We start from the raw sequence: 26782 nt of genomic DNA, 5'->3' as shown, positions 1-26782 counted from the left end.
CCAACTGCAACGAGTCGAACAGGTATTTAGTTCACTAAAGCGTCGGGGGTCAGGACGCGAGCGTCAGGATGCGCGGCCCTGTCTCCGTTACCGCGACGGTGTGTTCCCAATGTGCCGCGCGTGAGCCATCGGTGGTTGTGACCGTCCATTGGTCGTCCAGGATGGTGGTTTTGCCGGTGCCGAGCGTCAGCATGGGTTCGATAGCCAGCACCGAACCGGGGGCCAGCAGCGGGCCCCGACCGGGTGAGCCCTCGTTGGGCAGGAACGGGTCCATGTGCATGTGCCGGCCGATGCCGTGGCCCCCGTACCCCTCCACGATCCCGAAGGCGCGGCCGTAGCGGGCCTCGGCGGCATGCGTGCCCGTCTCAATGGCAAACGAGACGTCGGTCAGCCGGTTGCCGGCCACCATCGCCGCGATGCCGGCTTCCAGCGATTCCCTGGTCGCCGCGCACAGCGCGTCGTCGGCCGGATCCAGCGCCCCGACCCCGAAGCTGATCGCCGCGTCACCGTGCCAGCCGTCCAGGACCGCACCGCAGTCGATGGATACCAGGTCGCCCGGCGCCAGCGTTTCCCCGGCGGAGGGGATGCCGTGCACCACGCGATCGTTGACCGACGCGCAGATCGACGCCGGGTAGCCGTGATAGCCCAGGAACGACGGGATCGCGCCCGCTTCGCGGATCACCGACTCCGCGATCTGGTCCAGGCTCAGCGTCGACACCCCCGCGACGGCCCCGGCGCGCACGGCGTCCAGCGCGGCCGCGACGACGGCGCCGGCGGCGGCCATCGCATCGAGTTCCGCGGCGCTGCGCTGCGGCACGACCCTGCGACCCCGCAGCCGTGCCAGCGGGCTCATCGCTACTTGCCCAGCGCTTGCAGCGCGCGGGCGAACACCTCGTCCATCGAGCCCACGGCGTCGACGGTCTTCAACCGGTCGCTGTAGTACTCCAGCAGCGGGGCGGTCTCGTCGCGGTAGACGTTCATCCGGTTGAGGATGACGTCGTCGGTGTCGTCGGCGCGGCCGCGGCCCTTGAGGCGGGCGAACAACTCCTCCTGCGACACCCGGAACTCCAGCACCGCGTCGATGTCGGTGCCGCGGCGTCCGAGCATCTCGTGCAGCGCTTTGGCCTGCTCGAGCGAGCGCGGATACCCGTCCAGGATGAAACCGTTGGCCGCGTCCGCATCGTCGAGCCGATCGTCGACGAGCTGGTTCGTCAGGTCGGAGGGCACCAGGTCACCGGCATCGAGGTAGCGCTTGGCCTCCACGCCGAGCTTGGTGCCGTCCTCGATGTTGCGGCGAAACAACTCGCCGGTGGAGATTTGCGGGATCCCGAGCTTCTCGGCGAGCCGTCCTGCCTGCGTCCCCTTGCCCGCCCCCGGCGGTCCCAGCAAAACGACTCTCACTTGAGGAACCCTTCGTAGTTGCGCTGCATGAGTTGACTCTCGATTTGTTTGACCGTATCCAAACCGACGCCAATCATGATCAGAACCGCCGTACCGCCGAAGGGCAAGTTCTGGACCGCTCCGCCATTGCCGATCTGCAGGAACAGGTTCGGCAGCACCGAGATCGCGCCCAGGTAGATCGAGCCGGGCAGGGTGATCCGGCTCAGCACATAACGCAGGTAATCGGCGGTCGGCTTGCCCGGCCGGATGCCCGGAATGAAGCCGCCGAATTTCTTCATCTCGTCGGCGCGCTCGTCGGGATTGAAGGTGACCGAGACGTAGAAGTACGTGAAGAAGATGATCAGCCCGAAATAGATGCCGATGTAGACCGGGTCGCTCGGGTCGGACAGGTAGCTGCCGACGAACTTGTCCCACCAGCTGTTGCCGGTGCCGCCACTGCCGCTGCGGATCAGCTGCGTGATCAGGTGCGGTATGTAGATGAGCGACGACGCGAAGATGACCGGAATGACGCCGGCCTGGTTGACCTTCAGCGGCAGATACGTCGACGTTCCGCCGTACATGCGCCGCCCCACCATGCGCTTTGCGTATTGCACCGGGATGCGGCGCTGGCCCTGCTCGACGAACACCACGCCGACGATGATGATCAGCGCGGCCACACACACGGCGGCGAAGATGACCCCGCCGCGGCTGTCCAGGATGGTCTTGCCCTCGGAGGGGATGCGCGCGGCGATACCGACGAAGATCAGCAGGGACATGCCGTTGCCGATGCCGCGTTCGGTGATCAGCTCACCCATCCACATCACCAGCGCCGCGCCGCCCGTCATCACCAGCACGATGACGACCAGCGTGAAAATGCTCTGATCGGCGATGATGTCCAGCGAGCAGCCCTGTAGCAGGCCGCCGTTGGCCGCCAGGGCCACGATGCTGGTGGCCTGCAGGATGGCCAGCGCAATGGCCAGATACCGGGTGTACTGCGTCATCTTGGCCTGACCGGACTGGCCTTCCTTGCGCAATTCCTCGAACCGCGGGATCACCACCGTGAGCAGCTGCACGATGATGCTGGCCGTGATGTACGGCATCACCCCCACCGCGAACACGGTGAGTTTCAGCAGCGCACCACCGGAGAACAGGTTGATCAGCGAGTAGATCTGGCCCGCTTCGCCGCCGCTGGCCTCTTTGATGCACTGCTGCACGTTCGGGAAGTTGACGCCCGGCGACGGCAGTGCGGCACCGAGCCGGTACAGGACGACGATGCCAAGCGTGAAAAGAATCTTCCGTCTCAGGTCGACTGTCCGCAGCGATGAGATGAAAGCCGAAAGCACTCTTCCTCCTGCGCAGCCGTGGGTGGTCCTCCGTCACGCGCCCAACACCCGCAGGCCAGGACGTACGGCGTCGCGCGTCAAATCGTGTACGAGACTAACAGCTGATTTGCGTAGGCCCCGCAAGGCGTAGAGTTCTGATGGCTCGTTGCATTTGCTAAATAAGTGGGGAGGGCGATGACACGGACCGATCAAGACAGCTGGGACCTGGCCTCCAGCGTGGGTGCCACCGCGACGATGGTCGCCGCGGCGCGGGCGCTGGCCAGTGGCGGAACCGACCCGATCATCAACGACCCGTACGCCGCGCCGCTGGTGCGCGCGGTCGGGCTCGATTTCTTCCGCCGCCTGGTCGACGGTGAAATCGTCTCCACCGAAAAGCCCGACGGCGGCGAACGCGACCTGGCGCTGGAGACCGATTCGATCGCGGTCCGGACCCGCTTCTTCGACGATTTCTTCCTGAACGCAGCCCGCGACGGGGTTCGCCAATCGGTGATCCTGGCCGCCGGCCTGGACGCCCGCGCCTACCGGCTGTCCTGGCCGCTCGGCAGCGTGGTGTACGAGGTCGACCAGCCCCAGGTCATCGAGTTCAAGAGCGCCACGATGACGGCCCTGGGCGCCGCGCCGGCCGCGGACCGGCGAACCGTCGGCATCGACCTGCGGGAAGACTGGCCGGAGGCGTTGCGCGCCAACGGCTTTGACGTCACGCAGCCGACGTCCTGGAGCGCCGAGGGGCTGCTGATGTACCTGCCACCCGAAGCCCAGGACCGGCTCTTCGACAACATCACCTCGCTGTCCGCGCCGGGAAGCAAGCTGGCCACCGAATACCATCCCGACTCCGGTGTCGCGGTGTCCGACCGCGCGGCCGAGTTCAACCAGCGATGGGCCAATTTGGGCTGCGACATCGACCTGTCCGGGCTGTTCTTCGACGGTGAGCGCAGCAATGTCATCGAGTACCTGAGCGGTCTGGGCTGGCAGGTGCACTCGCGGCCACGGCGGGAGATGTTCGCCGATTACGGCCGCGTCTTCCCCGATGACGACGAGCGGGCGCCGATGCGCAACATCACCTGCGTCACCGCAACACTCGGTTAGGACGCCCATGACACAGAGCGACCCCAAGCGATTCGACGGCGACAGTTGGGATTTGGCGTCCAGCGTCGGAGCCACCGCCACCGCGGTCGCCGCCCGGCGGGCGATGGCATCCAAGGGGCCGAACCCGCTCATCGACGATCCCTTCGCCGAGCCGCTGGTGAACGCGGTGGGTGTGGACGCCTTCATCCGGATGATGAACGGCGAAATCGAAGTCGCCGAGGACGATCCGGCGTTCACCCCGCGCCGCCTCGGTGAGGGGATGGCCGTTCGCACCCGGTTCTTCGACTCCTTCTTCATCGAGGCCGCCGAGGCCGGCATACGCCAGGCCGTCATCCTGGCCTCCGGCCTCGACACCCGCGCCTACCGGCTGCCGTGGCCTTCCGGCACCGTCCTCTACGAGATCGACCAGCCGAAGGTGATCGAGTTCAAGACCCGCACCCTGGCCGACCTCGGCGCGGCCCCGACCGCCGACCGCAGGGCCGTCGGGATCGACCTGCGCGACGACTGGCCGGCGGCGTTGCGCGACAGTGGATTTGACACCACGCGGCCCGCGGCCTGGATCGCCGAAGGCCTGCTGGGGTATCTGCCGCCGGACGCCCAGGACCGCTTGTTCGACAACATCACCGCGCTGAGCGCCGCGGGCAGTCGGCTGGGCACCGGCTACGTGCCGAACATCCGCGAACGCATCGAAAAGCGGGGGCAGGAGATCAGCGAGCGCTGGCGGCGCCTCGGATTGAACCTCAACTGGGCCGACCTGGTCTATCCCGGCGAGCGCAACGACGTCGTCGCCTACCTGGGCGACCACGGCTGGCAGGCGACGGTGCACAGCACGCAGGAACTCTACGCCGCCAACGGTTTTGAATTCCCGGACCAATCGATGGTCGCGTTCGGCGATATCCGATACGTGTCGGCAGTACTGACTTAGCCCGGTTTGGCGGCCGGAGTCCGGACCACCAGCGGCACGGCGGGGAAACACCACGCCATCTCCGAGCGCGACTTGCGCAGCGCGGCGGTGCCATAACCCTTCTTCCGGTGCTCCGGGTGAATCCAGATCCGCACGTTCACCTCGCCGTTGACCAGCTCGCCGAATACCATTCCGACCTTCTGCCCCGAATCGACGGCCACGAACCACGCCGCCTCTTCGTCGTCGACACGTCGCAGCGCCGCACCGATCTCGTCGTCGAGGTTGCCCGCCGGTCCGCCGGAGCCGTCGCCGGCGGCGCCGACGTCCTCGGTGCGGGCGGCGAAGATGTCGCGGTCGTGCTTGGCGGAAAAGGGCCGCAGCTGCAGCGTCTCGCCCGAGCTGGCCGGCCGCTCGCCCACCGTGAAGCTCAGCTGTTTGTTGAGGTCCTCGAGTTCAGCGAGGATCTGCCTGCGCGAGTTGATGGTGAGTTGGTCGAAGGACATGCTCATCACCGCTTCGGCGGCCACGTGCGACGTGTCGAGCAATTTGACGATCGCCTCGACCGCGGCCGCCTTGTCTTCGGACTCGACCACGACGTCGGCGATTTCATGCCTGCGTTCCAGGGCGTTCAACAGGGCGTCGGCGATCTCGCGGCGGGCGGCTTTGCGGTCGTGATCGGTCATTGCACAAGCCTAGAAGATCGCCGATTTCCCAGCTCCAGGAACCGGCGATAGCGGTCCTCGACCGCCCCCACCCAGGCAGGGTCGGGATCGACGACGCGGTCGGTGGCGGCCCAGCGGGCCGCGTCGTCGATCGTCGTCTCGAGGCCGGCCGCGATGCGGGCGAGGAAAGCCGCCCCCAGCGCCGCGCCCTCGGCGACCGCGGACACCTCGACCGGCCGGCCGGTGGCGTCGGCGATGGCCTGCATCCACGGCCGCAGCCGGGTACCACCGCCGGTGGCGACGATCCGCGATACCGACGCGCCACTGAGCTCGATGAGCTGACGGACGACGAAGCCCGACGCCTCGTATGCGGCCCGCCGCAGCGAGGCGGCGTCGTGGGTGAGATCCAGGGCGTCGAGCACGGCGCGCCGGTCCGGGTCGTGGAACGGCGTGCGCTCCCCGCGAATGTAGGGCGACCACACCGGCACCCGGCGCGGGTCGACCGACTCGGGGTCGCCCGGCCCGAGGATGCGATCGACCCAGCCGAGGAACAGCCCACCGGCATTGCTGGCACCGCCGATCTTGCTCAAGCCGGGGGCGGTGTGCGGGATGGTCCACAGGCCGGGCACCTGCCGCGACTCGGGGATCGTGTTCCACACGATCAGGGTGGTGCCACACAGCACCAGGACGTCGCCGTCGCGGTCGGCGCCGGCCACGATCTGCTCGCACAGCGCATCGATGGCGCCGATGCCCAGTAGGGCGCCGCTCCCGCGCACCTGCCCCGCCACCGTCCCGATCGTCTCCACCCGGGGCATCTGCTCGACGGACGCGCCGCGGTCGGCGCATGCCGCCGGGTCCCAGCCCGTCCCGTCAAACAGGGGGAAGGCGGTGGCCGCCGTGGCAACGTCGATCAGTGCCTCGCCCGCGAGGGCGTGGTTGGCCACCGCCGGCGCCGGCCAGTATCCGGCCGCGTCGGGCGCCTCGGCGGCAGTCCAGCGCAGGAACTCGGCGGCCTCGCCCAGCGCCGGCAGCTGCTGCTGGTCGGCGCCCGGCACCCGGCCCCGCTCGTCGCCGTACAGCAGTCCCGGTGTCAGCGGCGTGCCCGCGGCGTCGACGGCGGTCAGCGAGGGGACCATCGCCGCAACGGCGACCGCCCGCGCGTCGGGCCCGGGGCCGAGCTGGTCAAGGGCAGCGAGCGGGCCGCGGCGCCACGCCTCGTCGGCGTCGTGTTCCAGCCGGTTGGGCGCCGGCACCCGCAAGGCGTGCGGAATCCGCACCCGGGCCGCCACGCGGCCGTCGGCGTCCGCGGCCACCGCCTTGACCGCGGTGCTGCCCACGTCGATGCCGATTGTGAGGCCTTCACGTGACACGCGCGTCACCGTACGCCAGCATTGGGGTTCGTGACGTCAAGACCGCGCGCCTTGGTGACCGCCCCGCTGCGTGGACCGGGGTTCGCGAAGCTGCAGGAGCTGGCCGATGTGGTGTACGACCCGTGGATCGACCAGAGCCCGCTGCGCATCTACGGCCCGGAGCAGCTGGCCGAGCGGATCACCGCCGAGGCCGCCGATGTGGTTGTGGTGGAAAGCGACTCGGTCGGGGGCCCGGTGTTCGACTTGGACTTGCGCGCGGTCGCGTCCACCCGCGGCGACCCCAACAACGTCGATGTGCCCGGCGCCACCGCCGCCGGGATCCCGGTGCTGAACACCCCGGCCCGCAACGCCGACGCGGTCGCCGAGATGACGCTGGCGCTGCTCCTGGCCGCCACCCGCCACCTGCTGACGGCCGACGCGGATGTCCGCGGCGGCAACATGTTTCGCGACGGTGTCATCCCGTATCAGCGGTTCCGCGGCTGGGAGATCGCCGGGCTCACCGCCGGGCTGGTCGGGCTCGGTGCCGTCGGCCGCGCGCTGCGCTGGCGGCTGGCCGGGCTGGGCATGCGGGTCATCGCCTACGACCCGTACAACGACGAAGCCCGCCACGGCCTTGACGAACTGCTGGGCGAGGCCGACGTCGTCTCGCTGCACGCGCCGGTCACCGACGACACGGCCGGCATGATCGGCGCCGAGCAGTTCGCGGCCATGCGCGACGGCGTGGTCTTCCTCAACACCGCGCGGGCTCAGCTACACGACACCGACGCGCTCGTCGACGCCCTGCGCGCCGGCAAGGTGGCCGCCGCCGGCCTCGATCACTTCGTCGGCGAATGGCTGCCGACCGATCACCCGTTGGTGGGCATGCCCAACGTCGTCTTGACCCCGCACATCGGGGGCGCCACGTGGAACACTGAGGCACGGCAGGCGCAGATGGTTGCCGACGACCTGGAAGCGCTGTTGTCCGGCAAGACACCCGCCAATATCGTCAACCCGGAGGTGCTGGCCTCATGAAATTTGTTGACAACCCGGAAACCGCGGTGCTGGACGCCGCCAAGGACATGCTGCGCCGGGGCCTGGTCGAGGGAACCGCCGGCAACATCTCGGCCCGGCGCTCCGACGGCAACATCGTCATCACGCCGTCATCCGTCGACTACCAGGACATGCAACTCGACGATCTGGTGCTCGTCGATCCCGACGGCGCGGTGCTGAAGGCCGCGGAGGGCCGGGCGCCATCGTCGGAGATGAAGCTGCACCTGGCCTGCTACCAGGCCTTCGACGACATCGGCAGCGTCATTCACAGCCATCCCGTCTGGGCGACCATGTTCGCCATCGCGCACGAGCCGATTCCCGCGTGCATCGACGAGTTCGCGGTCTATTGCGGCGGCGACGTTCGGTGCAGCGAATACGCCGCGTCCGGCACACCGGACGTGGGAGTCAATGCGGTCAAGGCGCTCGAGGGCCGGGGCGCGGCGCTGATCGCCAACCATGGCCTGGTGGCCGTGGGACCCCGCCCCGACAAGGTCATGCACATCACCGCGCTGGTCGAGCGCACCGCGCAAATCGTCTGGGGCGCAAGGGCTCTCGGTGGGCCGGTGGATATCCCCGAGGACGTGAACCGCAACTTTGGGATGGTCTACGGCTACCTGCGCGCCAACGCCTGATGGGCCGGGTCCGGTTTGGGCGGGCGAGCGTGGCGCGGGTACTGGAACTTCCGCTCGAATTGGGTACCCGGTTCTTCCCCGGAACCCCGCCGTCCGGGTGGCGCGACAACGCCGACCTGCTGGTGCCGGACTTCTTCGATCCCGACACCGATCGGTGGCACGCCGCGGTCCAGAGCTGGGTCATCGAGGTCGACGGGCTGACCGTGGTCGTGGACACCGGCGTGGGCAACGACCGCGACCGTCCGCACATGCCGTTCCTGGACCACCTGAACACCGGGTTCCTGGCGGCGCTTGCCGCGGCGGGCATCGACCGCAGCGCTGTGGACGTGGTGGTCAACACCCACATCCATTCCGACCACGTCGGCTGGAACACCATGCGCGAGAACGACACCTGGGTGCCGACGTTTCCCAACGCCCGATACCTGGTACCGGCCGCCGACTACCACCACTTCTCGCCGGACGGACCCGCGGGTCAGGAGCCCGGCAATCAACTCGTGTTCGCCGACAGCGTCTTGCCCGTCGATGGGCAGATCGTGCAATGGTCGGATGACTATCGGATCAGCGAGTCGCTGCGGCTGCGGCCCGCGCCGGGCCACACGCCGGGTTCGTCGGTGCTCTGGCTGGATGCCGGTCGGACCGCGGTTTTCGTCGGCGACCTCACGCACAGCCCGCTGCAGCTGCGCCGACCCGACGACGCCTGCGCCTTCGACGTGGACGCCCCGGCCGCCGCGGTCACCCGCCGCCGGATATTCACCGAGGCCGCCCGCGCGAACGCAGCCGTGATACCCGCGCACTATGCCGGCCGCGGCGGTGCGACGATCCGCGCCGTCGAGGATCGCTTCGATGTCGACTACTGGCTGGACATCGAATCCCTGTGACGCCATTCGCGGGGCGAGGCGCCGTGCGCCCGGCCGAATAGCCGGCTGAAGTAACCGGGATCGGGCACGCCGACCCTCCGTGCGACCTCCGCGACCGGCAGGTCGGTTTCCGTGAGCAACGCGCGAGCCGTGGCCATGCGGCGTTCGATGATCCACTCCCCGACCGTGCGCCCGGTGCGGCGGCGCACCACGGTGGTCAGGTGTCCCGGGGTCATGCCGAGTTCGCCGGCGACGTCGCGCAGCGACAACGGCTCGGCATGACGCCGGTCGATCACGTCGAACGCCTCGGCCAGCAGCGGTTCGCCGCTGCGCCGCAGCTCCGCCACCACGGGCCCGGCCAACCGGGCCAGGTCGATCAGCAACAGGGTCAGATGTGCCAGCGCCGCCTGCCGATAGCCGTCCTGGCGCGCGAGCAGTTCGGTTTCGATCGAACTTATCGCCGCGTCCCACGCCGCCCGCCGCGCTGCGGGCACATCCAGGCGCAGTATCCCGCCGACCTGGCCGTGCAGGAACGGGAACAGTAGCGGGTGCGCCCGCCACGCCGGCCAGGGCGATCGCGCGTCTTCACCGAGCGCGGCGGGGTCGAAGAACACGGCGACCCCGGCGTCTCGATGCTCGAGCCGCTCCGGGTCGAGCACCTGACCCGCGGCCGCCACGTGGACCAGCCCGGCCGCGGGAAGGTACCAAAGCGCCGGAAAGTCGTGAATGTGGCGACCGCGCTCGACGAAATCCTCGGGCCCCGACCGCACCACCGACACCGGCGGCGTGTCCGGATCGGTCCGGTACTCGTAGATCGGCACTCCGGCACGCTGCCGAACCATCCGTGCTGGACGTGTCATGTCGCCAAAGATAGTCCTACTTTCACCGATGATCACCCAATTCTCGGTCAGTTCACCGGTTCACCATGGATGCTGTGACGAAACATCATCCACATGACTATCTGCCCGCCGCCGGCCACGACGCGCTGCTGCCCTGCTACGACCTGATCTCTCGCCTACTGGGCATGAAAAGGGTCCACGAGTCCCTGATCGCGCAGGCCGAGCTCGCCGACTGCCGTCGCGTGCTGGAAATCGGCTGCGGCACCGGCAATCTCATCATTCGCGCCAAACGCGGCTACCCCCACCTGGACGCGGTTGGGTGCGACCCCGACCCGCGGGCGCTTGACCGGGCGCGGAGAAAGACCGATGGGGTCCGCTTCGAGCGCGGCTACGCCGAGCGGCTGCCGTACGGCGACGGCGAATTCGACCGGGTGCTGTCGTCGATGATGCTGCACCATGTGAGTGACGACGCGAAAACCGCTGCGGCGGAGGAGATCTTCCGTGTTCTGCGCCCGGGCGGCAGGCTGCACCTGGTCGATATCGGCGGTGACACGGCGGCCGACGCCGGCGTGCTGGCGCGGCTCATCAGGCGCAGCCCGCACGCGGCCGGCAATCTCGGCGACGCGATTCCGCGCCTGTTGCGCGGTGCCGGTTTCGACTGCACCGAAGTCGCCACGCATCGCCAACGCGTGGTCGGACGGCTCACCTACTATCGCGCGACCCGTCCCACCTAGCGCTGGCCCAGACTGACCGGGAGCGATTCGTATACGGTCATGTTGTTGCAGAGATCGGGGAGCGTTAGCCTCGGCTCCCCGACTTCGATGGCGCCGGTGTTGAGCAAGATCTCGTCGAGGGCGGCCCGGATTTCCGCCCGCGCAAGCATCGCACCGAGACAGTGATGAGCGCCGCCCCCGCCGAAGGACTGGTGGGGGTTGGGATCGCGGCGAATGTCGAACCGGTATGGATCCTCGAAGACGTCTTCGTCGCGGTTGGCCGAGCGCAACATCGTGACCACGCGCGCACCCTCGGGGATCAGGACGTCGCCGATCATGACATTCATGGTTGCTCCACGCACCCAGAACATGATCGGCGTGGAATAACGGATCACCTCCTCGACCGCCGTCCGCCGCGCATCCGGGTCGGATCGATAGACTGCGATCTGGTCCGGATTGGCCGCGAAGGCGCGCATGCCGTCGCACAGCGCGTTTCGAGTCGTGTCGGCGCCGGCCAAGCCGAGGATGAAGAAGAAGATTTCGAGTTCATTGGAGGGCAGCAAAAAGCTCTCGCCCGATTCTTCCGTGATCTCCGTGGTGCACAACGCACTCCATATGTCGTCCACGGGATGGTCACGCTTGTGAGCGGTCAGCGAGCTGGCGTACTGGAACAGCTCCATGAACGGGAGCAAGTCATCCCCGTCGGGCACGGACATCTGCGCGCCGGCAGTCTTCAACACCCGGTCGATCAAGCCGAATACATGCGGGCGGTCGGAATCGGGAATCCCGACGATGTCGCCGATCACCGAGATTGGCAATCCCGCAGCCAGATCGACGAACTCACCACCGCCGGCCTCACGCAGGGCAGCGGCCATGGTCTTGGCCCGAGCCCGGATGCCTTCCTCCAACTTGGCCACCGCGCGTCGGGTGAACGCGCGGGCAATGACCTTGCGCCGAATCGTGTGATCCGGCGGGTCCATGCTCACGATCGCCGGATAGGAATCGAACAGCGCTACGTCCTGAATCAGCGGTCCGCGGGTCGCCGTAAACGACTCGTGATCGCGGTGCACTCGCGCGACATCGGCATGTTTCGTGCACACCCAAAACTCGCGGCCCACAGTGGATCTGACGCGGTCGGTGAGATGCTGATGAAACACCGGCGTGCTGGCGCGCAACTCGGCGAACATGTCGTCGGGAAAGCGCGAGGCCCACACTGAGGGCTCGGCGAGATCGATTGCCGTGTCTGTCATGTGCGCTTCACTTCTCGAGCTCGCCGCGCAGGCCCGCCATGATGAGGCGCAATCCGTACGTAAACGCCTTGTCGTCGACCCCGCGGGCAGCGCCACCCGCGCGGCGCGTGTGCTCGAGTTGCACGGATCCCAGTAGGTGGATGTACAACGCCGCGTGCGCCGCCTCGAAATGCTCGGCAGTCAAGCCGGATTCGCGCAGAATTTCGCGAGAGGCGAGATCCATCGCGGTGGCCGCGGTGGTGTGCGGATGCTCCTGCAGCAGAGCCGCGATCCCGGGCACGCCGACCAGTACCTTCCACGCGCTGGCATAGAGCGCGATCAAACGTGCTTCCCAGTCGCCTTCCTCCGGAACCTCGATCTGTGCGAGCACCGCTTCGATCAGCAGATCGAGCAGTTCCCGCTTGTCGCGAACGTGGTAGTACACCGACGAGGCCGCCGTGCCGGCCTCCGCTGCCAGCTCGCGCATCGTGACCCGGCTGACGCCCACTCGCTTGGCCAGGCGCAGCAGGTGCTTCGTCAGGTGGGCCCGGTCCAGGGCCCCGTAGCGAAGCACCGGCGCATTGGACACCGCCGTCACATGCGCCCCTTTCGAACAGCGTTCGGTTTCGAACAGTATTCAGATTAGAACAATGTTCGTCTACGCTCAAGCACGGCTTCCCGGTTGACCCTGAACCCGATGCGCGCGAAACGCCGCGAGCGTCCCAAAGTCTTCACATCGACGCAACTTGCCGAAACTAATACGCCGTTACTGTCACCACTCCAGATGCTCTGTCGCACTGCGCCCATTGGGGTCAGAAAGGGAAGAACTGATGAAGCGGGCAATAACGGGCGTGGCGGCGGCAGCAGCCATAACACTGGCACCCCTCTGCATGCCACCAGCACAAGCACGCGCCGACGATCCCTGTGCCAGCATCACCGAACCCGCTGGCCATCAGGCTTGCCTCGACAAATCTAACGCCGTGCGCAGATACCATTTGGGCCATTGCGAGGGGGCGAGCCCCACTGACGGGCAGATGGGCCAAGTTTGTGGGTAACTTCTGGGTCCGAAAGTCTGCGCCTCCCGGCGAGTCGACAACTCCGTAACTGGGAAATCGCGCTGACTGTGAGATCAGCCAGTCGCTGCGACTGCGGTTGGACGTAGTCAACAGTTACGGTGAGCCATGGCGCCATACCGGGTAGTCCAGTGGTCCACCGGCAACATCGGCAGCCGAGCGCTCGGCATCCTGCTCGACCGTGACGACTTCGACGTGGTGGGCGTACACGCCCTGGGCGCGGACAAAGTGGGCCGCGACGCGGGCGTGCTCGCGGATCGACCCCCGACGGGAGTCACCGCGACGAGCGATGTCGACGCGTTGCTCGATCTCGCGCCGGACTGCGTGAACTACATGCCGCGTGCCATCGACTACGACTTGGTGGAAACGATGCTGCGCCGCGGCATCAACGTCGTCACCACGGGCGACTTCGTGACCGGCACCCATCACCCGGTCGAACTCCCGGCGCTCGAAGAGGCGGCGCGACAGGGCCAATCCACGTTCCTGGGAACGGGATTCGAGCCCGGCTTCATCAACGTCGTCGCCGGCTTCCTGACCGGCGCCTGCCCGCGGGTGCGCAGCGTCAAGCTCGTCGAAACGCTGGACTGCACAACCTATCCCGTGCAAGACGTGTGGAAGGTGCTCGGATTCGGCAAACCGCCGCGTGAGCCGGTGACCCACCTCGACCCGGAGAAGCAACGATACGGCCTCGGCTACTTCGAGACGCTGGACATGATCGCCACGATGCTGGGTACCGAGCTCGACTCCAAGGAGGCATTCGTCGAGCCCGCGGTGCTGACCCGGGATCTGAATCTGGGCTGGGTGGACTACGCCGCGGGCACCGCCGGGGGCCAACGGCGTACCTATCGCGGCTATCGCGGCGGTCGCCCGGTGGTCGAGCTGGCCATCTGCTGGACCATGAGCGACGACGCGCTCGAGCCAAAGTGGACCGACCCCAAGGGTTTTAGCGTGGTGATCGAAGGCGAGCCACATGTCGACGCGACGATCCGGTTCGGCCACCCTGGAGAGGACGTCATGACCGTGTTGATGGACAGCACCGCGGTCGCGGCCGTCAACGCCATCCCGTTCCTGTGCGACGCACGACCGGACGTCATCACCCCGATTGACTTGCCCATCACCGGATCCCCGGGCGCGCTGGTCTAGCGCTGGTCGAATGCGACCTTGACGGCGCCGCTCTGGCCCTGGTTAGCGATCGCGAGGAACGCGTCGCGCCACTGCTCGAGCCGGAACGTGTGGGTCAGCATGGGCCCCAGGTCCACCCGGCCGGCGTGGACCAGGTCGAGGTAGTGCGCGATCGCGTGCTGACGCCGGCCTTCGACCTCCTCGATCCCGAAGGCGTTGGACCCGACCCAGCTGATCTCCTTGAAATACAACGGACTCCACTCCCACCGGCCGGGCGCGTGCACGCCGGCCTTCACCAGCGTCCCCCGCGAGCGCAGGACCCGCACCCCGACCTCGAACGTCTCGGGCTTGCCGACGGTGTCGTAGACGACGTCGATCGGTCCCGGGTAGGCCATGGGCAGGCCCTGCAGCGGTTGGCGCAGCCGGCCACCGCCCCAGGCCACGAGCTCTTCGATGACGGCCAGGCGCGGTTCGTGTGCGAGCACTTTGGCGGCCCCGAACCGCCGGGCCAACTGCGCCTGGGCATCGAAGCGCGCCACCACGGCGACGGCCACCTCGGGATACAGCGCCCGCAGGATCGCGACCGCGCACAACCCCAGCGAGCCGGCCCCGTAGACGAGCACGCGGCCCGCGCGGGGCGGCGGGTGGCGGGTGATCGCGTGCAGGGACACCGAAAACGGGTCGGCGAACACGGCCAGCTCGTCGGGAATCGAGTCGGGAACGCCGAACAGCATGCTGTCGTGGGCGGGCATCAGCTCGGCGTATCCACCGGTGACATCGGCGGACACCCCGGTGTGGATGCCGGGCTTGATGTCGCCGTCGGTGAAGCTCCAGCACAGGCTGTAGTCGCCGCTTTCGCAGGCCGGGCAGGGCGGTTCGATGCCGCGCGGCCCGCAGGACAGCCACGGGTTCAGCACGACGCGCTGCCCGATCTCCAGCCCGCGCGCCTTGGGCCCCACGGCGACCACGTCGGCGACCACCTCGTGGCCCATGACCTGAGGGAAGGAACAGAACGCGGCCATGGCGTTGTCGACGTCGTCCTCGCCGAAGTCCATCAGGATCTGCTTGGAGTCCGAACCGCAGATGCCGGTCAGGCGGGGACGGGTGAGCACCCAATCCTGATGCGGCAGTTGCGGATCCGCGATCTCCTGCAGTGCGACCGGGCTGTGGGTCAGTGCGTCCTCAGGTCCGGGCGACGCCTCCGGCGCGACGCCGTAGACGAGCGCCTTCACCGCGGCGCCATCGCGGCCGTGCCCGCAATGAACGCATCGAGGTCGGCGTTCTTGGCGTCCACGACGGCCTTCATGTCCGGAACGTAGTGCTCGAACGTGTCGCTGCCCAGGGCGTCGATGATGCCTTCGGCCACCTCGTCGGCGGGCACCTTGGGCCCCTGGTAGAGCGGCTCCTCGCTGCCCGGGTGATCCCAGATCTCGGTGTCGACCGGGCCGGGCTCGATGAGCTTCACCGCGACGCCGCTGCCGTAGAGGTCCACGGCCATCGCCTCGCTCCAGCCGCACAACGCGAATTTGCTTGCACAATAGGCGGTTTCGTGAATGATGCCGAGCCGGCCGCCGACACTGGACACGTTGACGATCAGGCCCGAGCCGCGCGCCAGCATCCGCGGCAGCAGCGCCAGCATCAGACGCATCGGCGCAAAGAAGTTGACCCGCATGACGTTCTCCACCTCGTCCGGATCCAGGTCGATGACGGGCCGGCGCTTCGGCATCGCGGCGTTGTTGATCAGCACGTCGATGCCGCCGAGTCCGTCCCACACACGCCGCGCCAGCTCGCCCAGGGCGGCGGTGTCGGCCAGGTCGGCCACCCACATCACCGATTCCGGCGCGCTGCGCCGGCAGTCGGCCAGCACCTCGTCGAGGCGATCCCGGCGGCGGGCGATCAGTCCCACCACCGCTTCGCGGGCGGCGAGCCGTCGCGCCAGGGCCGCCCCCAGACCCGACGACGCGCCGGTGATGAGCACCCGTTTACCCGCTGCCGCGTATGCCATCCGTCAAGGTTGCCGCGAAATGGAATAGGCGTACAGTGGTTGGCGCTTGTTATATTGGCTAAATATTAGACGGACTATTTCCGGGTAGGGGAGAACATGACTTCCACGAGGTATGAGGGCGACACCTGGGACCTGGCGTCCAGCGTCGGCGTGACCGCGACGATGGTCGCGGCGGCCCGGGCTGTGGCCAGCCGGGACGAGCGCCCACTGATCGACGACCCTTACGCGGAGCCGCTGGTCAGAGCGGTCGGCGTGGACCTGCTCACCCGGCTGGCGACCGGCGAGGTGAGCCCCGGCGAGCTCAACGACGTGCACGACGGCACCGCTGAATCTGGGGGATCCCCCGGGGCCATGTCGCGGATGGCCGACAACATGGCCGTGCGCACCAAGTTCTTCGACGAGTTCTTCATCGACGCGACGAACGCGGGTATCGAGCAGGTCGTGATCCTGGCCTCGGGGCTGGATTCGCGCGCGTACCGGCTGCCGTGGCCGGCCGGGACCGTCGTCTACGAGGTCGACCAGCCGCAGGTCATCGAATTCAAGACCCGCACGCTGGCCGAGCTGGGCGCCACGCCCACCGCCGAGCGGCGAACGGTCGCGGTCGATCTGCGCGACGACTGGCCCGCCGCGCTGCGCGCCGCCGGATTCGACCCGGCCCGCCCGACCGCGTGGAGCGCCGAGGGTCTGCTCGGCTACCTGCCGCCCGAGGCGCAGGACCGCCTGCTGGACACCATCACCGAACTCAGCGCGCCGGGAAGCCGGTTCGCCACCGAGAGCGCGCCCAACCCGCAGCCCGGGGACGAGGAGAAGTTGAAGGAACGCATGCAACGCATCTCCGAGCGCTGGCGTGCGCACGGTTTCGATCTCGACATGGCGGGGCTTGTCTACTTTGGTGAGCGCAACGAAGCGGCTCCCTACCTGGCCGATCATGGCTGGGAACTGAACGGGATCAGCATCCGAGAGCTGTTCGCGGACAACGGACTTCCACCCTTCGAGGACGACGACACGCGCATGGGCGACATGGTTTACGTGAGCGGATACCTGAAATGACAGTCGGCTCTGGACGCACCGACGGCGATAGCTGGGGACCGGCGCACAGCGTGGGAGCGACCGCGACCATGGTCGCCGCGTCCCGCGCCGTGGCGTCGCAGGGGCCCGATGCGCTGCTCGACGATCCACTGGCCGATCCCCTGGTCCGCGCCGTGGGGTTGGATCCGTTCGTCCGCATCATCGACGGCGAGCTCGATTTCGAGGACGACCCGCTGTTCAACCGCAAGGCGCGGCGCGAGCAGATCGCGGTGCGCACCAGGTTTTTCGACGACTTCTTCACCGGCGCCACCAATGACGGTGTGCGACAGGCGGTCATCCTGGCTTCCGGTCTGGACACCAGGGCCTACCGACTGCCGTGGCCGGCGGGCACGGTGGTCTACGAGATCGACCAGCCGCAGGTCATCGCCTTCAAGACCGACACGCTGGCCGGCCTGGGCGCCGACCCGACCGCCGAACGCCGTGCCGTCAGCATCGACCTGCGGGACGACTGGCCCGCGGCGTTGCGGGAGAGCGGTTTTGACGTCGGGCAGCCGACCGCGTGGAGCGCCGAAGGCCTGTTGCCCTACCTACCCCCGGACGCCCAGGATCGACTGTTCGACAACATCACCGCGCTGAGCGCGCCGGGCAGCCGGCTGGCCACCGAACACGTCCCGGACCCGAACGCGTTTACCGACGAGCGGTTGCAGCGCATCTCCGAGCGCTGGCAGCGCTTCGGTTTCAACCTCAACGCGGCCGACCTGTTCTATCGCGGCGAGCGCAGCGTCGTCGTCGACTACCTGAACAGCCACGGATGGCAGGTGACGGCCCACCCGGCCCGGGAGTTGTACGCTAGCAACGGGTTTGAGTTTCCCGAAGACGCGATGGCGGCCTCCTTCGGCGACTTGAGCTACGTGGCCGCCATCCTGAAGTAGGGCCTAGCTAGGCTTCTCTCATGGCACGCACGCACGACGACCACTGGGATCTGGCGTCCAGCGTGGGCGTGACCGCGACGATGGTCGCGGCCGGCCGCGCCATGGCGACGAAGGATCCGCGCGGTTTGATCAACGACCCGTTCGCCGAACCACTGGTGCGCGCGGTGGGGGTAGACCTGTTCACCAAGATGATGGACGGCGAGCTCGACCTGGACGCGATCGAGAACGCCTCGCCGGTGCGCATGCAGGCGATGATCGACGGAATGGCGGTGCGCACCAAGTACTTCGACGACTACTTCCTCGACGCCGCCGCCGCGGGCGTGCGTCAGGTGGTGATCCTGGCGTCCGGATTGGACTCGCGCGCCTTCCGGCTGCCGTGGCCGGGCGGCACGGTGGTCTACGAGATCGACCAGCCGCGGGTGATCGAGTTCAAGACCACCACGTTGGCCGGCATCGGTGCGCAGCCCACCGCTACGCGGCGCACGGTCGCCATCGACCTGCGCGGCGACTGGCCGGCGGCGCTTAAGGCGGCCGGGCTGGACACCAACGCGCCGACGGCGTGGCTGGCCGAAGGCCTGCTGATCTACCTGCCGCCGGAGGCCCAGGATCGGCTGTTCGACAACATCACCGCGCTCAGCGCGCCCGGGAGCACCATCGCCACCGAATTCGTGCCCGGCATCATCGATTTCGACGTCGAGCGGGCGCGGGAGATGTCCGGTACCTTCCGGGATCACGGCGTCGACATCGACATGGCGTCGCTGGTCTATACCGGCGAACGCAACCATGTCGTCGACTATCTGCGGACCTCTGGGTGGGACGTCGAGGGCGTCACGCGCACCGAACTGTTCCGGCGCAACGGCATCGAGGTCCCCCCTCCCGAAAACGACGACCCGCTCGGCGAAATCATCTTCATCAGCGGCGGGCTCACCGGCTAGAAGCGCCACTCCCCCGGCCACAGCACGTGTGTGCCGGACAGCGTCCGCCCGGCGTCCTCGAGGATGCCGGCAATCGACCGGCCGAGCAGTGCGCCAAGCGCGTCCGGCAGCGACGCCGCGGCCGGTTGCGACGACGCGCGGGGTCGCACGAAGTCCAGTAGCGACGAGCCCGGGTAGCTGACGATGCGGACATCGGTGTCCTCGTCCAGGCCGGCCAGGACCTTGGCCCGGCGCACGGCGGTTCGCAGGCCGCCGAGTTCGTCGACCAGACCGCGCTCCAGGGCGTCGGCGCCGGTCCACACCCGCCCCCGCGCCACGGCATCAACGGCATCGGCGCTCAGTTTGCGCCCCTCGGCCACCCGCTCCACGAAGTTGGCGTAGACCAGGTCCGCCTGGGCCTCCTGATGGGCCCGCTGCTGCGGCGTGAACGGCGTGTCGATCGACCAGGCATCGGCATTTGCGTTGGTGCGCACGGTATCCGAGGCCACCCCCAGCCGCCCCTTCAGATCGCGCACAACGAACTTCCCGCTGTACACACCGATGGACCCGGTGATCGTGCCGGGACTGGCCACGATCGCGTCGGCACCCATCGAGATGTAGTAGCCGCCGGACGCGGCGACCGAGCCCATGGACGCCACCACCGGTTTGCCGCGTGCGCGGGCCCGCGCCACCTCGCGCCAGACGGTCTCCGAGGCGAAGAGCGAGCCGCCCGGGCTGTCCACCCGAAGTACGATCGCGGACACCGCGTCGTTGGCGGCCGCCTCCCGCAGTGCCGCCGCAATGGTGTCGCCGCCGACGGCTGAGGCGCCGAACGGCAGGAATTGGGGCCCGCCGCGCCCGTCGACGATGTGGCCCGCGACGGTGACCAGCGCGAGCGTGGGTTTGGGGCGGCGGCCGGGAATCGGCGGCAAGGCCGGGGCCAACCTGGACTGGGCCGCACCGGCGTACCGCGACAGGTAGAGCCGCGGCGGAGCGTTCTCATCGGAGTCGATGGACTCGGGCGAAATTCCTTCCACACCAATCAGTTCCGCTATCCGCGCGTATGCCTCGTCGCGGAAGCCGATCCGGTCGATCAGACCGGAGGCGACGGCCTCCTCGCGCAACAGTGGGGCCCGGTCGGCCAGCGCGTCGAGCCCGGCAGGATCGAGGCTGCGTGATTCGGCGACCGCCTGCCACACCTGGTCTTGCAGACTTTCCAGCATTCGGGTGACGGCTTCACGGTGGGCGTCGGTGAACCCGCCCTCGGTGTATCGGTTTATCGCCGACTTGTATTCGCCGCGCGCGACGAACTCGGCTTCGATGCCCGCCTTGTCGAGCGCGTCCCGCAGGAAGGTGACGCTGCTGGCGAAGCCGACCAGACCGACGCTTCCCGACGGCTGCATCCACACTTCGCCGAATGCCGAAGCCAGATAGTACGACAGCGTCCCCGGATAGGTCTCGGCCCACGCCAGCGACGGCTTGCGGGCGGTGAAGGCCGCGACGGCCTCGCGCAGCTCCTGAACCGCCGCCGGCGGCGCCGCCGCAAGCTGCACGCGGGCGATCAGCCCCGCGACCCGGGAATCCCCGGCGGCCCGGTGGATCGCGGCGACCGCGTCACGCAGCGCCATCGGCCGGCCGCCCCCGGTGATGAACGCCAGCGGGTCGAAGCCCGAGCTTTCCGGCGGCACCGAGCGCAAATTCAATTCGAGCACGCAGCCATTGGGCACGCCGTGATGGCGGGCGGTATCGACGCGACCGGCCACGGCACGCACCTCGTCCCCCCACCGTGCGATGCCGGGAAGCGAAGGCAGGAAGCCGAACATGACCGCAGCCTACCGATCGGCCGCCGTACGGTGGTGGGGTGAGGTTCTCGATCGCCATCCCCCAATTCGACTTCGACGGCTTCGATGACGCGGGGCTGCGCGTGTTTCTCTCGCGCGCGGAGGAACTCGGGTTCGAGGGAGGCTGGGTGCTCGAGCAGATCGTCGGCGACGCACCCCTGCTGGCGCCGCTGGAGCTGCTGGCGTACTGCGCGGCCTGCACCCAGCGACTGCGCCTCGGGGTCGCCGTGCTGGTGTCCTCGTTGCATGATCCGCTTCAGTTGGCCTCGGCCGTGACCGCCGTGGACCGGCTCAGCCACGGGCGCCTCGACGTCGGCGTCGCACCCGGCGGCGGATTCCGCAGGTTTGCCGCGTTCGGCGTCGAGAAGTCAACCTACATAAGCTATTTCACCGAGGGCCTGGACCTGATGAAGGCGGCCTGGTCCGACGAACCCCGGGTGAGCTTTCACGGCCGGTTCCGTGACGTGGACGACCTTCCCATCCAGCCCAAGCCGGTGCAGCGGCCGCACCCCCCGATCTGGTTCGGCGGCCTCGCTCCCAAGGCCCTGGCCAGGGCCGTGCGCCACGGCGACTCGTTTCTGGGTGCGGGCTCCTCGACCACCGAAGCGTTCGCCGAAGCCGTCGGCATCGTGCGCCGCGAACTCGACGAACAACACAAAGACCCGGCGCACTTCACCATCGGCAAGCGGGTCTATTTGATGATCGACGACGATGCCGCGCGGGCGCGCGAACGGGTGCTCGCCGGGCTGCGCCGCATCTACGGCGAAATGTCGGGCATCGATGCGGTTCCGGTGTCGGGTACACCCGACGACGTGGCGCGCGGACTGCGCGAGGTGATCGATGCCGGAGCGGAGATGCTGCTGCTCAACCCCGTCGCCGCGGATGTCGCGGAGAACGGCGCGCAGATGGAACGCCTTGCCGCGGAGGTGATTCCGCAGCTGCGGTGACTAGAGCTCGGTGACCGAACCGCCCGCGGCGGTGATCTTCTCGCGGGCGCTGCCGCTGAACTTGTGCGCGGACAGGTCGACCTTCACGGTCAACTTGCCGTCGCCGAGGACCTTGACCAACGAGTTCTTGCGAACGGCGCCCTTGGCCACCAGGTCGTCCACCCCGACGGCGCCCCCCTTGGGGAACAGCCGGTTGATGTCGCCGACGTTGACGATCTCGTACTCGGTGCGGAAACGGTTGCGGAACCCCTTGAGCTTGGGCAGCCGCATGTGAATCGGCATCTGCCCGCCCTCGAAGGTGGCCGGGACGTTCTTGCGGGCCTTGGTGCCCTTGGTGCCACGGCCCGCGGTCTTGCCCTTGGAGCCCTCCCCGCGGCCGACGCGGGTGCGGGCGGTTTTCGACCCGGGCGCGGGCCGTAGGTCGTGCAGCTTGAGTGTCATTTGGTCTTACCTCCGGCGCCCGTCTCGGCCGGCTCCACCTCGACGAGATGGCTCACCACCGCGATCAGGCCGCGCGTCTGCGGGTTGTCTTCGCGGACCACCGAATGGCGAATCCGGTGCAGTCCCAGCGTGCGCAGGCTCTCGCGCTGCTTCCAGCGTGTCCCGATGGTGCTGCGCACCTGGGTGATCTTCAGCTGACTCATGGCTGCGCCTCCCGGGCCGCGGTCGCACTCGCCAGCGCTTCACTCTCACGTCGCGCCTTGAGCATCCCGGCCGGGGCGACGTCCTCGATCGGCAGTCCGCGGCGGGCGGCCACCTCTTCGGGACGCTGCAGGAGCTTGAGCGCGGCGACGGTGGCGTGCACCACGTTGATCGCATTGTCGCTGCCCAACGATTTGGCCAGGATGTCGCGCACCCCAGCACATTCCAGCACCGCGCGGGCCGCGCCACCGGCGATCACACCGGTACCCGGACTGGCCGGGCGCAACAGCACCACGCCGGCGGCCGCCTCACCCTGCACCGGGTGAGTGATGGTGCCGCCGATCAAGGGAACCCGGAAGAAGCCCTTGCGTGCCTCTTCCACACCCTTGGCGATCGCGGCCGGGACTTCCTTGGCCTTGCCGTAACCGACGCCGACCATGCCGTTGCCGTCACCGACGATGACCAGTGCGGTGAAGCTGAATCGCCGACCACCCTTGACCACCTTGGAGACGCGGTTGATGGCGACGACCCGTTCCAGGTAGTTGCTCTTGTCGCCGTCACGGTCGCGGCCTCGGCCGCCGCCGTCCCGCCTGCCGCGGGAATCGCGGCCGTCACCGCGCGCGTCGCGGCCCTCTGGGGCGCCTTGCCCGCCGGCTGGCTGCTCCGCCATTATGCGGTCCTTCCAGTTGTCATCAGAAACTCAATCCGTTCTCGCGTGCGGCATCGGCCAGCGCCGCGATCCGTCCGCCGTAGGTGTATCCGCCGCGGTCGAACACCGCGCTCTCGATGCCGGCGGCCTTGGCACGCTCGGCGATCAGTTGACCGACCCGCACGCTGTGGGCTTTCTTGTCACCGTCCACGCCGCGCACATCGGCCTCGATCGACGACGCGGCGGCCAGCGTGGTGCCGTTTTCGTCGTTGACCAACTGCACGTGTATGTGCCGCGCGGACCGGTGCACAACCAAACGCGGGCGCTCGCCGGTGCCCGAGATCTTCTTGCGCAGCCGCGCGTGCCTGCGCACCCGCGAGACCCGTCGCGCTTCGGACACGCTCTGCCCCACCGACTTTCGCACGGCGGCAGCTTGTGATTTCGCCATGGCTACTTACCTGTCTTTCCGACCTTGCGGCGGATCTGCTCGCCCTCGTAGCGCACGCCCTTGCCCTTGTAGGGGTCGGGGCGGCGCAGGCGGCGGATATTCGCCGAAATCTGGCCGACCTTCTGCTTGTCGATCCCGGTGATCGTGAATTTCGTCGGCGACTGGACCGCGAATGTGATGCCCTCGGGGGCCTCGATCACCACGGGATGGCTGTATCCCAGCGCGAACTCGAGGTTGGAACCCTTGAGCTGGACCCGGTAGCCGACGCCGAAGATCTCCATCTTGGTGGTGTAACCCTCGGTGACACCGGTGACCAGGTTGGAGACCAGGGTGCGGGACAACCCGTGCAGGGAGCGGTTGCGCCGCTCGTCGTCGGGACGGGTGACCACGATGGCGCCGTCGTCGTTGCGCGACACGGCGATCGGCTCGGCGACCTTCAGATCCAGGGTGCCCTTGGGTCCCTTCACCGAGACGTTCTGGCCTTCGATCGTGACGTCGACTCCGGAGGGGACCGGAATCGGCTGCTTACCAATGCGCGACATGGCTTTTCCTCAACCCCTCACCACACGTATGCGAGGACTTCGCCGCCCACGCCCTGTCTGGCTGCCTGACGGTCGGTCAGCAGGCCCGAGGAGGTCGAGATGATGGCCACACCCAGGCCGCCGAGCACCCGCGGCAGATTGGTGGATTTCGCGTACACCCGCAGGCCCGGCTTGGACACCCGGCGCAAACCGGCGATGCTGCGTTCGCGGCTCGGCCCGTACTTGAGCTGGATGACCAGCGACTTGCCGACCCGAGCATCCTCGGTCCGGTAGTCGCTGATGTAGCCCTCGCTCTTGAGGATCTGGGCGATGTTCGCCTTGATCTTCGAGTGGGGCAGGCTCACCTCGTCGTGGTAGGCCGAATTGGCGTTGCGCAGACGTGTCAAGAAGTCCGCGATCGGGTCGGTCATCGTCATAGTTGCGTCCTATGTCCCGTCACCAGCTGCTCTTCTGCACGCCGGGCAGCTCACCCGCGTGCGCCATCTCGCGCAGGCAGATCCTGCAGAGCCCGAACTTGCGGAACACCGCGCGCGGACGGCCGCACTTGCTGCAGCGGGTGTAGCTGCGCACCGCGAACTTCGGCTTGCGCGCGGCCTTGTTAACCAGTGCCTTCTTAGCCATCTAGTCAGTTCTCCTTGAAGGGAAAGCCGAGGGCCCGCAACAGCGCTCGTCCTTCGTCGTCGTTTGTCGCCGAGGTGACGACGCTGATGTCCATGCCGCGGACCCGGTCGATCTTGTCGACGTCGATCTCGTGGAACACCGACTGCTCGGCCAGACCGAAGGTGTAGTTGCCGACACCGTCGAACTGCTTGGGCGAAAGCCCGCGGAAGTCACGAATACGTGGCAGCGCGATGGACGTGAGGCGGTCGAGGAACTCCCACATCCGGTCGCCGCGCAAGGTAACCCGCACGCCGATCGGCATGCCCTCGCGCAGCTTGAATTGCGCGATCGACTTGCGCGCCTTGCGAATCTCGGGGCGTTGCCCGGTGATCAGCGCCAGGTCGTTGACCGCGCCGTTGATCAGCTTGGCGTCCCGGGCCGCGTCGCCGACCCCCATGTTGACGACGACCTTTGTCACCGTCGGGATCTGCATGACGTTGCCGTAGCCGAACTGCTTGTGCAACGCGTCCCGAATCTCGTTGCGGTAGCGCTCTTTAAGGCGCGGCTGCACCTTCTCAGCGGTTGTCATCAGATGTCCTTGCCGTTGCGCTTGGAAATGCGGACCCGCTTGCCGGTTTCCTCGTCGAGCCGGTAGCCGATGCGGGCGGGCTTGCCGTCCGAGTCGACCACCATCACGTTGGAAACGTGGATCGGGGCTTCCTGGGTGACGATGCCGCCGGACCGGGCCCCGCGCTGAGTGGTGGAAACCGCGGTGTGCTTCTTGATTCGGTTGACGCCCTCGACCAACACCCGGCTGCGGTCCGGGTAGACCTTGAGCACCTTGCCTTTGGCGCCCTTGTCCTTACCGGCGATCACCAGGACGGTGTCGTCCTTTTTGACCTTCATCTACAGCACCTCCGGGGCCAGCGAGATGATCTTCATGAATCGCTTCTCGCGCAGTTCGCGGCCGACCGGGCCGAAGATACGCGTTCCGCGCGGGTCGTTGTCGGGCTTGATGATCACCGCGGCGTTCTCGTCGAACTTGATGTAACTGCCGTCGGGACGTCTGCGCTCCTTGACCGTGCGCACGACGACGGCTTTAACGACCTCACCACGTTTGACGTTGCCGCCCGGAATGGCGTCCTTGACGGTGGCAACGATGACGTCGCCGATGCCGGCGTAGCGTCGCGACGAACCGCCGAGCACCCGGATGCACAAGATCTCCTTGGCGCCGGTGTTGTCGGCGACCTTCAGCCGCGATTCCTGCTGAATCACTCGATCTCCTGACCTGGTTGCGTGTGCACGGCAGGGGAAACCCAAAACCTGACGTGCGCGGTCTGTGTGGCCGAAGGGCACGCGGGGCCGATTCACACCGGCCGAGGTCTGCCCAAGGCAACCCCTAGAGTCTAGGGGACGGCCAGCTCAGGGCCAAATTTGCCGGCGAATTGCCGTCAGCGGGCGATTTCGCCGATGCCGCGGATGTCGCCGAGGTGGTGAACGCCTTCGTGCATCGCCTGCCGCACCAGCCACCGCGCGGTGCGTATCTCCCCCGGCAACCGAGACCCCACGCGGTCCCAGCCGTCGTCGCGCACTCGTGCGATTTCGTCGCGGAAACCCGCCGCCGCCCTCGCCAGCTCGTCGAGCGTGGCTTCGATGTCGCACTCGTTGTAGCGGAAACGACGGGCCCGCAGGTCGTTGTACATCGGCTCGAACGCCGGCTGGTCCTCGGTGCGGACGCGGTACAGCCGGATGGTGAAGCTCACGTAGACGTCCCGCAGGTGGCAGACATACTCGTTGACCGACCACACACCGGGACCGGGCCGAACCCGGCGAGCCTCCGCGGGTATCGCGTGCGCGGCATCCCGCGCCGCGTCCGGTATGCCGGCAATGACGCCGAGCGCGTCGTCGATCCGGGTCTCGGCGAATGCGATCCCACAGACATCGCAGACGTGATCCTCCTCGGCGAGCGGCGGCAGCGGCGCGGGCATGGGAAC

33 protein-coding genes are annotated in these 26782 nt (G+C 67.9%); 11 read left to right on the top strand and 22 right to left on the bottom strand.

From position 1 onward, the window contains the following. Positions 1–49 precede the first annotated feature (49 nt). The 3 genes from map to secY are packed head-to-tail and all read right to left on the bottom strand — an operon-like array spanning position 50 to position 2723. Complete coding sequence (gene map, locus A5744_RS13030) at positions 50–853, bottom strand: type I methionyl aminopeptidase (protein ID WP_076061579.1); 804 nt, start codon at positions 851–853, stop codon at positions 50–52. A 2-nt stretch (positions 854–855) separates the two neighbouring features. Next, complete coding sequence (locus A5744_RS13025) at positions 856–1401, bottom strand: adenylate kinase (protein ID WP_076061577.1); 546 nt, start codon at positions 1399–1401, stop codon at positions 856–858. After that, entirely contained in the window at positions 1398–2723 is a 1326-nt protein-coding gene (gene secY, locus A5744_RS13020; protein WP_076061575.1) for a preprotein translocase subunit SecY, read from the bottom strand. The genes A5744_RS13025 and secY overlap by 4 nt, the downstream gene beginning before the upstream one ends. Positions 2724–2897: 174 nt before the next feature. On the opposite strand from secY, the gene A5744_RS13015 reads away from it, so the two are divergent. Both A5744_RS13015 and A5744_RS13010 read left to right on the top strand, forming a co-directional pair. Then, entirely contained in the window at positions 2898–3809 is a 912-nt protein-coding gene (locus A5744_RS13015; RefSeq protein WP_076061573.1) for a class I SAM-dependent methyltransferase, read from the top strand. A 7-nt stretch (positions 3810–3816) separates the two neighbouring features. After that, positions 3817–4734 (top strand): class I SAM-dependent methyltransferase, encoded by a 918-nt coding sequence (locus tag A5744_RS13010; RefSeq protein WP_076061571.1) that lies wholly within the window; start codon positions 3817–3819, stop codon positions 4732–4734. Here the strand turns inward: A5744_RS13010 and A5744_RS13005 are convergent. Both A5744_RS13005 and A5744_RS13000 read right to left on the bottom strand, forming a co-directional pair. Continuing rightward, the gene (locus tag A5744_RS13005; RefSeq protein WP_076061569.1) at positions 4731–5396 is read right to left on the bottom strand and encodes a GNAT family N-acetyltransferase; all 666 of its coding nucleotides are present in this window, start codon (positions 5394–5396) and stop codon (positions 4731–4733) included. The two genes, A5744_RS13010 and A5744_RS13005, sit on opposite strands and share 4 nt — an antisense overlap. Next, positions 5393–6745 carry an FGGY-family carbohydrate kinase gene (locus tag A5744_RS13000; protein WP_076061568.1) on the bottom strand — a complete coding sequence of 451 codons (1353 nt, stop codon included), beginning with the start codon at positions 6743–6745 and terminating at the stop codon, positions 5393–5395. Before A5744_RS13000 ends, A5744_RS13005 begins: the two co-directional genes overlap by 4 nt. Positions 6746–6775: 30 nt before the next feature. Here A5744_RS13000 and A5744_RS12995 point away from each other — a divergent pair, with 30 nt between their 5' ends. Genes A5744_RS12995 through A5744_RS12985 form a run of 3 tightly spaced genes read left to right on the top strand, consistent with a single transcriptional unit; the run spans position 6776 to position 9284 of the window. Beyond that, positions 6776–7756, top strand: a complete 981-nt coding sequence (locus tag A5744_RS12995) for an NAD(P)-dependent oxidoreductase (RefSeq protein WP_076061566.1) — start codon at positions 6776–6778, stop codon at positions 7754–7756. Then, on the top strand, positions 7753–8406 hold the full coding sequence (locus A5744_RS12990) for an L-fuculose-phosphate aldolase (protein WP_076061565.1): 654 nt from the start codon (positions 7753–7755) through the stop codon (positions 8404–8406). The genes A5744_RS12995 and A5744_RS12990 overlap by 4 nt, the downstream gene beginning before the upstream one ends. Next, positions 8406–9284: an MBL fold metallo-hydrolase gene (locus A5744_RS12985; protein WP_076061563.1), complete on the top strand. Its 879-nt coding sequence runs from the start codon at positions 8406–8408 to the stop codon at positions 9282–9284. The genes A5744_RS12990 and A5744_RS12985 overlap by 1 nt, the downstream gene beginning before the upstream one ends. Here A5744_RS12985 and A5744_RS12980 read toward each other — a convergent pair. Then, positions 9257–10123: an AraC family transcriptional regulator gene (locus tag A5744_RS12980; protein WP_076061562.1), complete on the bottom strand. Its 867-nt coding sequence runs from the start codon at positions 10121–10123 to the stop codon at positions 9257–9259. The genes A5744_RS12985 and A5744_RS12980 overlap by 28 nt on opposite strands. Before the next feature lie 65 nt (positions 10124–10188). On the opposite strand from A5744_RS12980, the gene A5744_RS12975 reads away from it, so the two are divergent. Continuing rightward, entirely contained in the window at positions 10189–10836 is a 648-nt protein-coding gene (locus A5744_RS12975; RefSeq protein WP_076061560.1) for a class I SAM-dependent methyltransferase, read from the top strand. Here A5744_RS12975 and A5744_RS12970 read toward each other — a convergent pair. Beyond that, a complete protein-coding gene (locus tag A5744_RS12970) occupies positions 10833–12065 on the bottom strand; it encodes a cytochrome P450 (RefSeq protein WP_076061559.1) in 1233 nt (410 codons plus the stop codon). The two genes, A5744_RS12975 and A5744_RS12970, sit on opposite strands and share 4 nt — an antisense overlap. Before the next feature lie 7 nt (positions 12066–12072). Next, positions 12073–12642: a TetR family transcriptional regulator gene (locus tag A5744_RS12965; RefSeq protein WP_083679287.1), complete on the bottom strand. Its 570-nt coding sequence runs from the start codon at positions 12640–12642 to the stop codon at positions 12073–12075. Between the two features lie 583 nt (positions 12643–13225). Between A5744_RS12965 and A5744_RS12960 the strand changes: the two genes are divergently transcribed. After that, entirely contained in the window at positions 13226–14260 is a 1035-nt protein-coding gene (locus A5744_RS12960) for a dihydrodipicolinate reductase (protein WP_076061557.1), read from the top strand. Here A5744_RS12960 and A5744_RS12955 read toward each other — a convergent pair. Both A5744_RS12955 and A5744_RS12950 read right to left on the bottom strand, forming a co-directional pair. Further along, complete coding sequence (locus tag A5744_RS12955) at positions 14257–15471, bottom strand: zinc-binding dehydrogenase (RefSeq protein ID WP_076061555.1); 1215 nt, start codon at positions 15469–15471, stop codon at positions 14257–14259. The genes A5744_RS12960 and A5744_RS12955 overlap by 4 nt on opposite strands. Beyond that, the gene (locus A5744_RS12950; RefSeq protein ID WP_076061554.1) at positions 15468–16244 is read right to left on the bottom strand and encodes an SDR family NAD(P)-dependent oxidoreductase; all 777 of its coding nucleotides are present in this window, start codon (positions 16242–16244) and stop codon (positions 15468–15470) included. The genes A5744_RS12955 and A5744_RS12950 overlap by 4 nt, the downstream gene beginning before the upstream one ends. Before the next feature lie 96 nt (positions 16245–16340). Here A5744_RS12950 and A5744_RS12945 point away from each other — a divergent pair, with 96 nt between their 5' ends. Genes A5744_RS12945 through A5744_RS12935 form a run of 3 tightly spaced genes read left to right on the top strand, consistent with a single transcriptional unit; the run spans position 16341 to position 19140 of the window. Then, positions 16341–17294 (top strand): class I SAM-dependent methyltransferase, encoded by a 954-nt coding sequence (locus tag A5744_RS12945; protein WP_076061552.1) that lies wholly within the window; start codon positions 16341–16343, stop codon positions 17292–17294. Then, positions 17291–18205, top strand: coding sequence for a class I SAM-dependent methyltransferase (locus A5744_RS12940; protein ID WP_076061550.1), 915 nt, complete (start codon positions 17291–17293; stop codon positions 18203–18205). The genes A5744_RS12945 and A5744_RS12940 overlap by 4 nt, the downstream gene beginning before the upstream one ends. A gap of 20 nt (positions 18206–18225) precedes the next feature. Then, complete coding sequence (locus tag A5744_RS12935; protein ID WP_076061549.1) at positions 18226–19140, top strand: class I SAM-dependent methyltransferase; 915 nt, start codon at positions 18226–18228, stop codon at positions 19138–19140. Here the strand turns inward: A5744_RS12935 and sppA are convergent. Next, complete coding sequence (sppA, locus tag A5744_RS12930; RefSeq protein WP_076061547.1) at positions 19137–20942, bottom strand: signal peptide peptidase SppA; 1806 nt, start codon at positions 20940–20942, stop codon at positions 19137–19139. The genes A5744_RS12935 and sppA overlap by 4 nt on opposite strands. A gap of 38 nt (positions 20943–20980) precedes the next feature. On the opposite strand from sppA, the gene A5744_RS12925 reads away from it, so the two are divergent. Continuing rightward, positions 20981–21907 carry an LLM class flavin-dependent oxidoreductase gene (locus A5744_RS12925; RefSeq protein WP_076061545.1) on the top strand — a complete coding sequence of 309 codons (927 nt, stop codon included), beginning with the start codon at positions 20981–20983 and terminating at the stop codon, positions 21905–21907. Here the strand turns inward: A5744_RS12925 and rplO are convergent, their stop codons facing one another. From rplO to A5744_RS12870, 11 genes are all read right to left on the bottom strand, one after another. Further along, positions 21908–22348 carry a 50S ribosomal protein L15 gene (rplO, locus tag A5744_RS12920; RefSeq protein ID WP_076061543.1) on the bottom strand — a complete coding sequence of 147 codons (441 nt, stop codon included), beginning with the start codon at positions 22346–22348 and terminating at the stop codon, positions 21908–21910. It lies immediately after the preceding gene. Then, complete coding sequence (gene rpmD, locus A5744_RS12915) at positions 22345–22551, bottom strand: 50S ribosomal protein L30 (RefSeq protein WP_076061541.1); 207 nt, start codon at positions 22549–22551, stop codon at positions 22345–22347. Before rpmD ends, rplO begins: the two co-directional genes overlap by 4 nt. Next, complete coding sequence (gene rpsE / locus A5744_RS12910; RefSeq protein WP_076061540.1) at positions 22548–23219, bottom strand: 30S ribosomal protein S5; 672 nt, start codon at positions 23217–23219, stop codon at positions 22548–22550. The genes rpmD and rpsE overlap by 4 nt, the downstream gene beginning before the upstream one ends. Before the next feature lie 22 nt (positions 23220–23241). After that, on the bottom strand, positions 23242–23610 hold the full coding sequence (rplR, locus tag A5744_RS12905) for a 50S ribosomal protein L18 (protein ID WP_139329682.1): 369 nt from the start codon (positions 23608–23610) through the stop codon (positions 23242–23244). 38 nt (positions 23611–23648) lie between these two features. Next, positions 23649–24188 (bottom strand): 50S ribosomal protein L6, encoded by a 540-nt coding sequence (gene rplF, locus A5744_RS12900; RefSeq protein WP_076061536.1) that lies wholly within the window; start codon positions 24186–24188, stop codon positions 23649–23651. 17 nt (positions 24189–24205) lie between these two features. Then, on the bottom strand, positions 24206–24604 hold the full coding sequence (gene rpsH, locus A5744_RS12895) for a 30S ribosomal protein S8 (RefSeq protein ID WP_076061534.1): 399 nt from the start codon (positions 24602–24604) through the stop codon (positions 24206–24208). Between the two features lie 19 nt (positions 24605–24623). Beyond that, entirely contained in the window at positions 24624–24809 is a 186-nt protein-coding gene (locus A5744_RS12890) for a type Z 30S ribosomal protein S14 (RefSeq protein ID WP_076061532.1), read from the bottom strand. A gap of 4 nt (positions 24810–24813) precedes the next feature. Next, positions 24814–25377, bottom strand: a complete 564-nt coding sequence (rplE, locus tag A5744_RS12885; protein ID WP_076061530.1) for a 50S ribosomal protein L5 — start codon at positions 25375–25377, stop codon at positions 24814–24816. Continuing rightward, positions 25377–25694 carry a 50S ribosomal protein L24 gene (rplX, locus tag A5744_RS12880; protein WP_076061528.1) on the bottom strand — a complete coding sequence of 106 codons (318 nt, stop codon included), beginning with the start codon at positions 25692–25694 and terminating at the stop codon, positions 25377–25379. The genes rplE and rplX overlap by 1 nt, the downstream gene beginning before the upstream one ends. Further along, positions 25695–26063: a 50S ribosomal protein L14 gene (gene rplN, locus A5744_RS12875; protein WP_076061527.1), complete on the bottom strand. Its 369-nt coding sequence runs from the start codon at positions 26061–26063 to the stop codon at positions 25695–25697. Between the two features lie 176 nt (positions 26064–26239). Next, positions 26240–26776: a DinB family protein gene (locus tag A5744_RS12870; protein ID WP_076061742.1), complete on the bottom strand. Its 537-nt coding sequence runs from the start codon at positions 26774–26776 to the stop codon at positions 26240–26242. Positions 26777–26782 lie beyond the last annotated feature (6 nt).

Source organism: Mycobacterium sp. IS-1264 (genome assembly GCF_001954195.1).
GTDB lineage: Bacteria > Actinomycetota > Actinomycetes > Mycobacteriales > Mycobacteriaceae > Mycobacterium.
The sequence above is the reverse complement of the archived record's forward strand: the minus strand, read 5'-3'. Positions and strand labels throughout refer to the sequence as shown.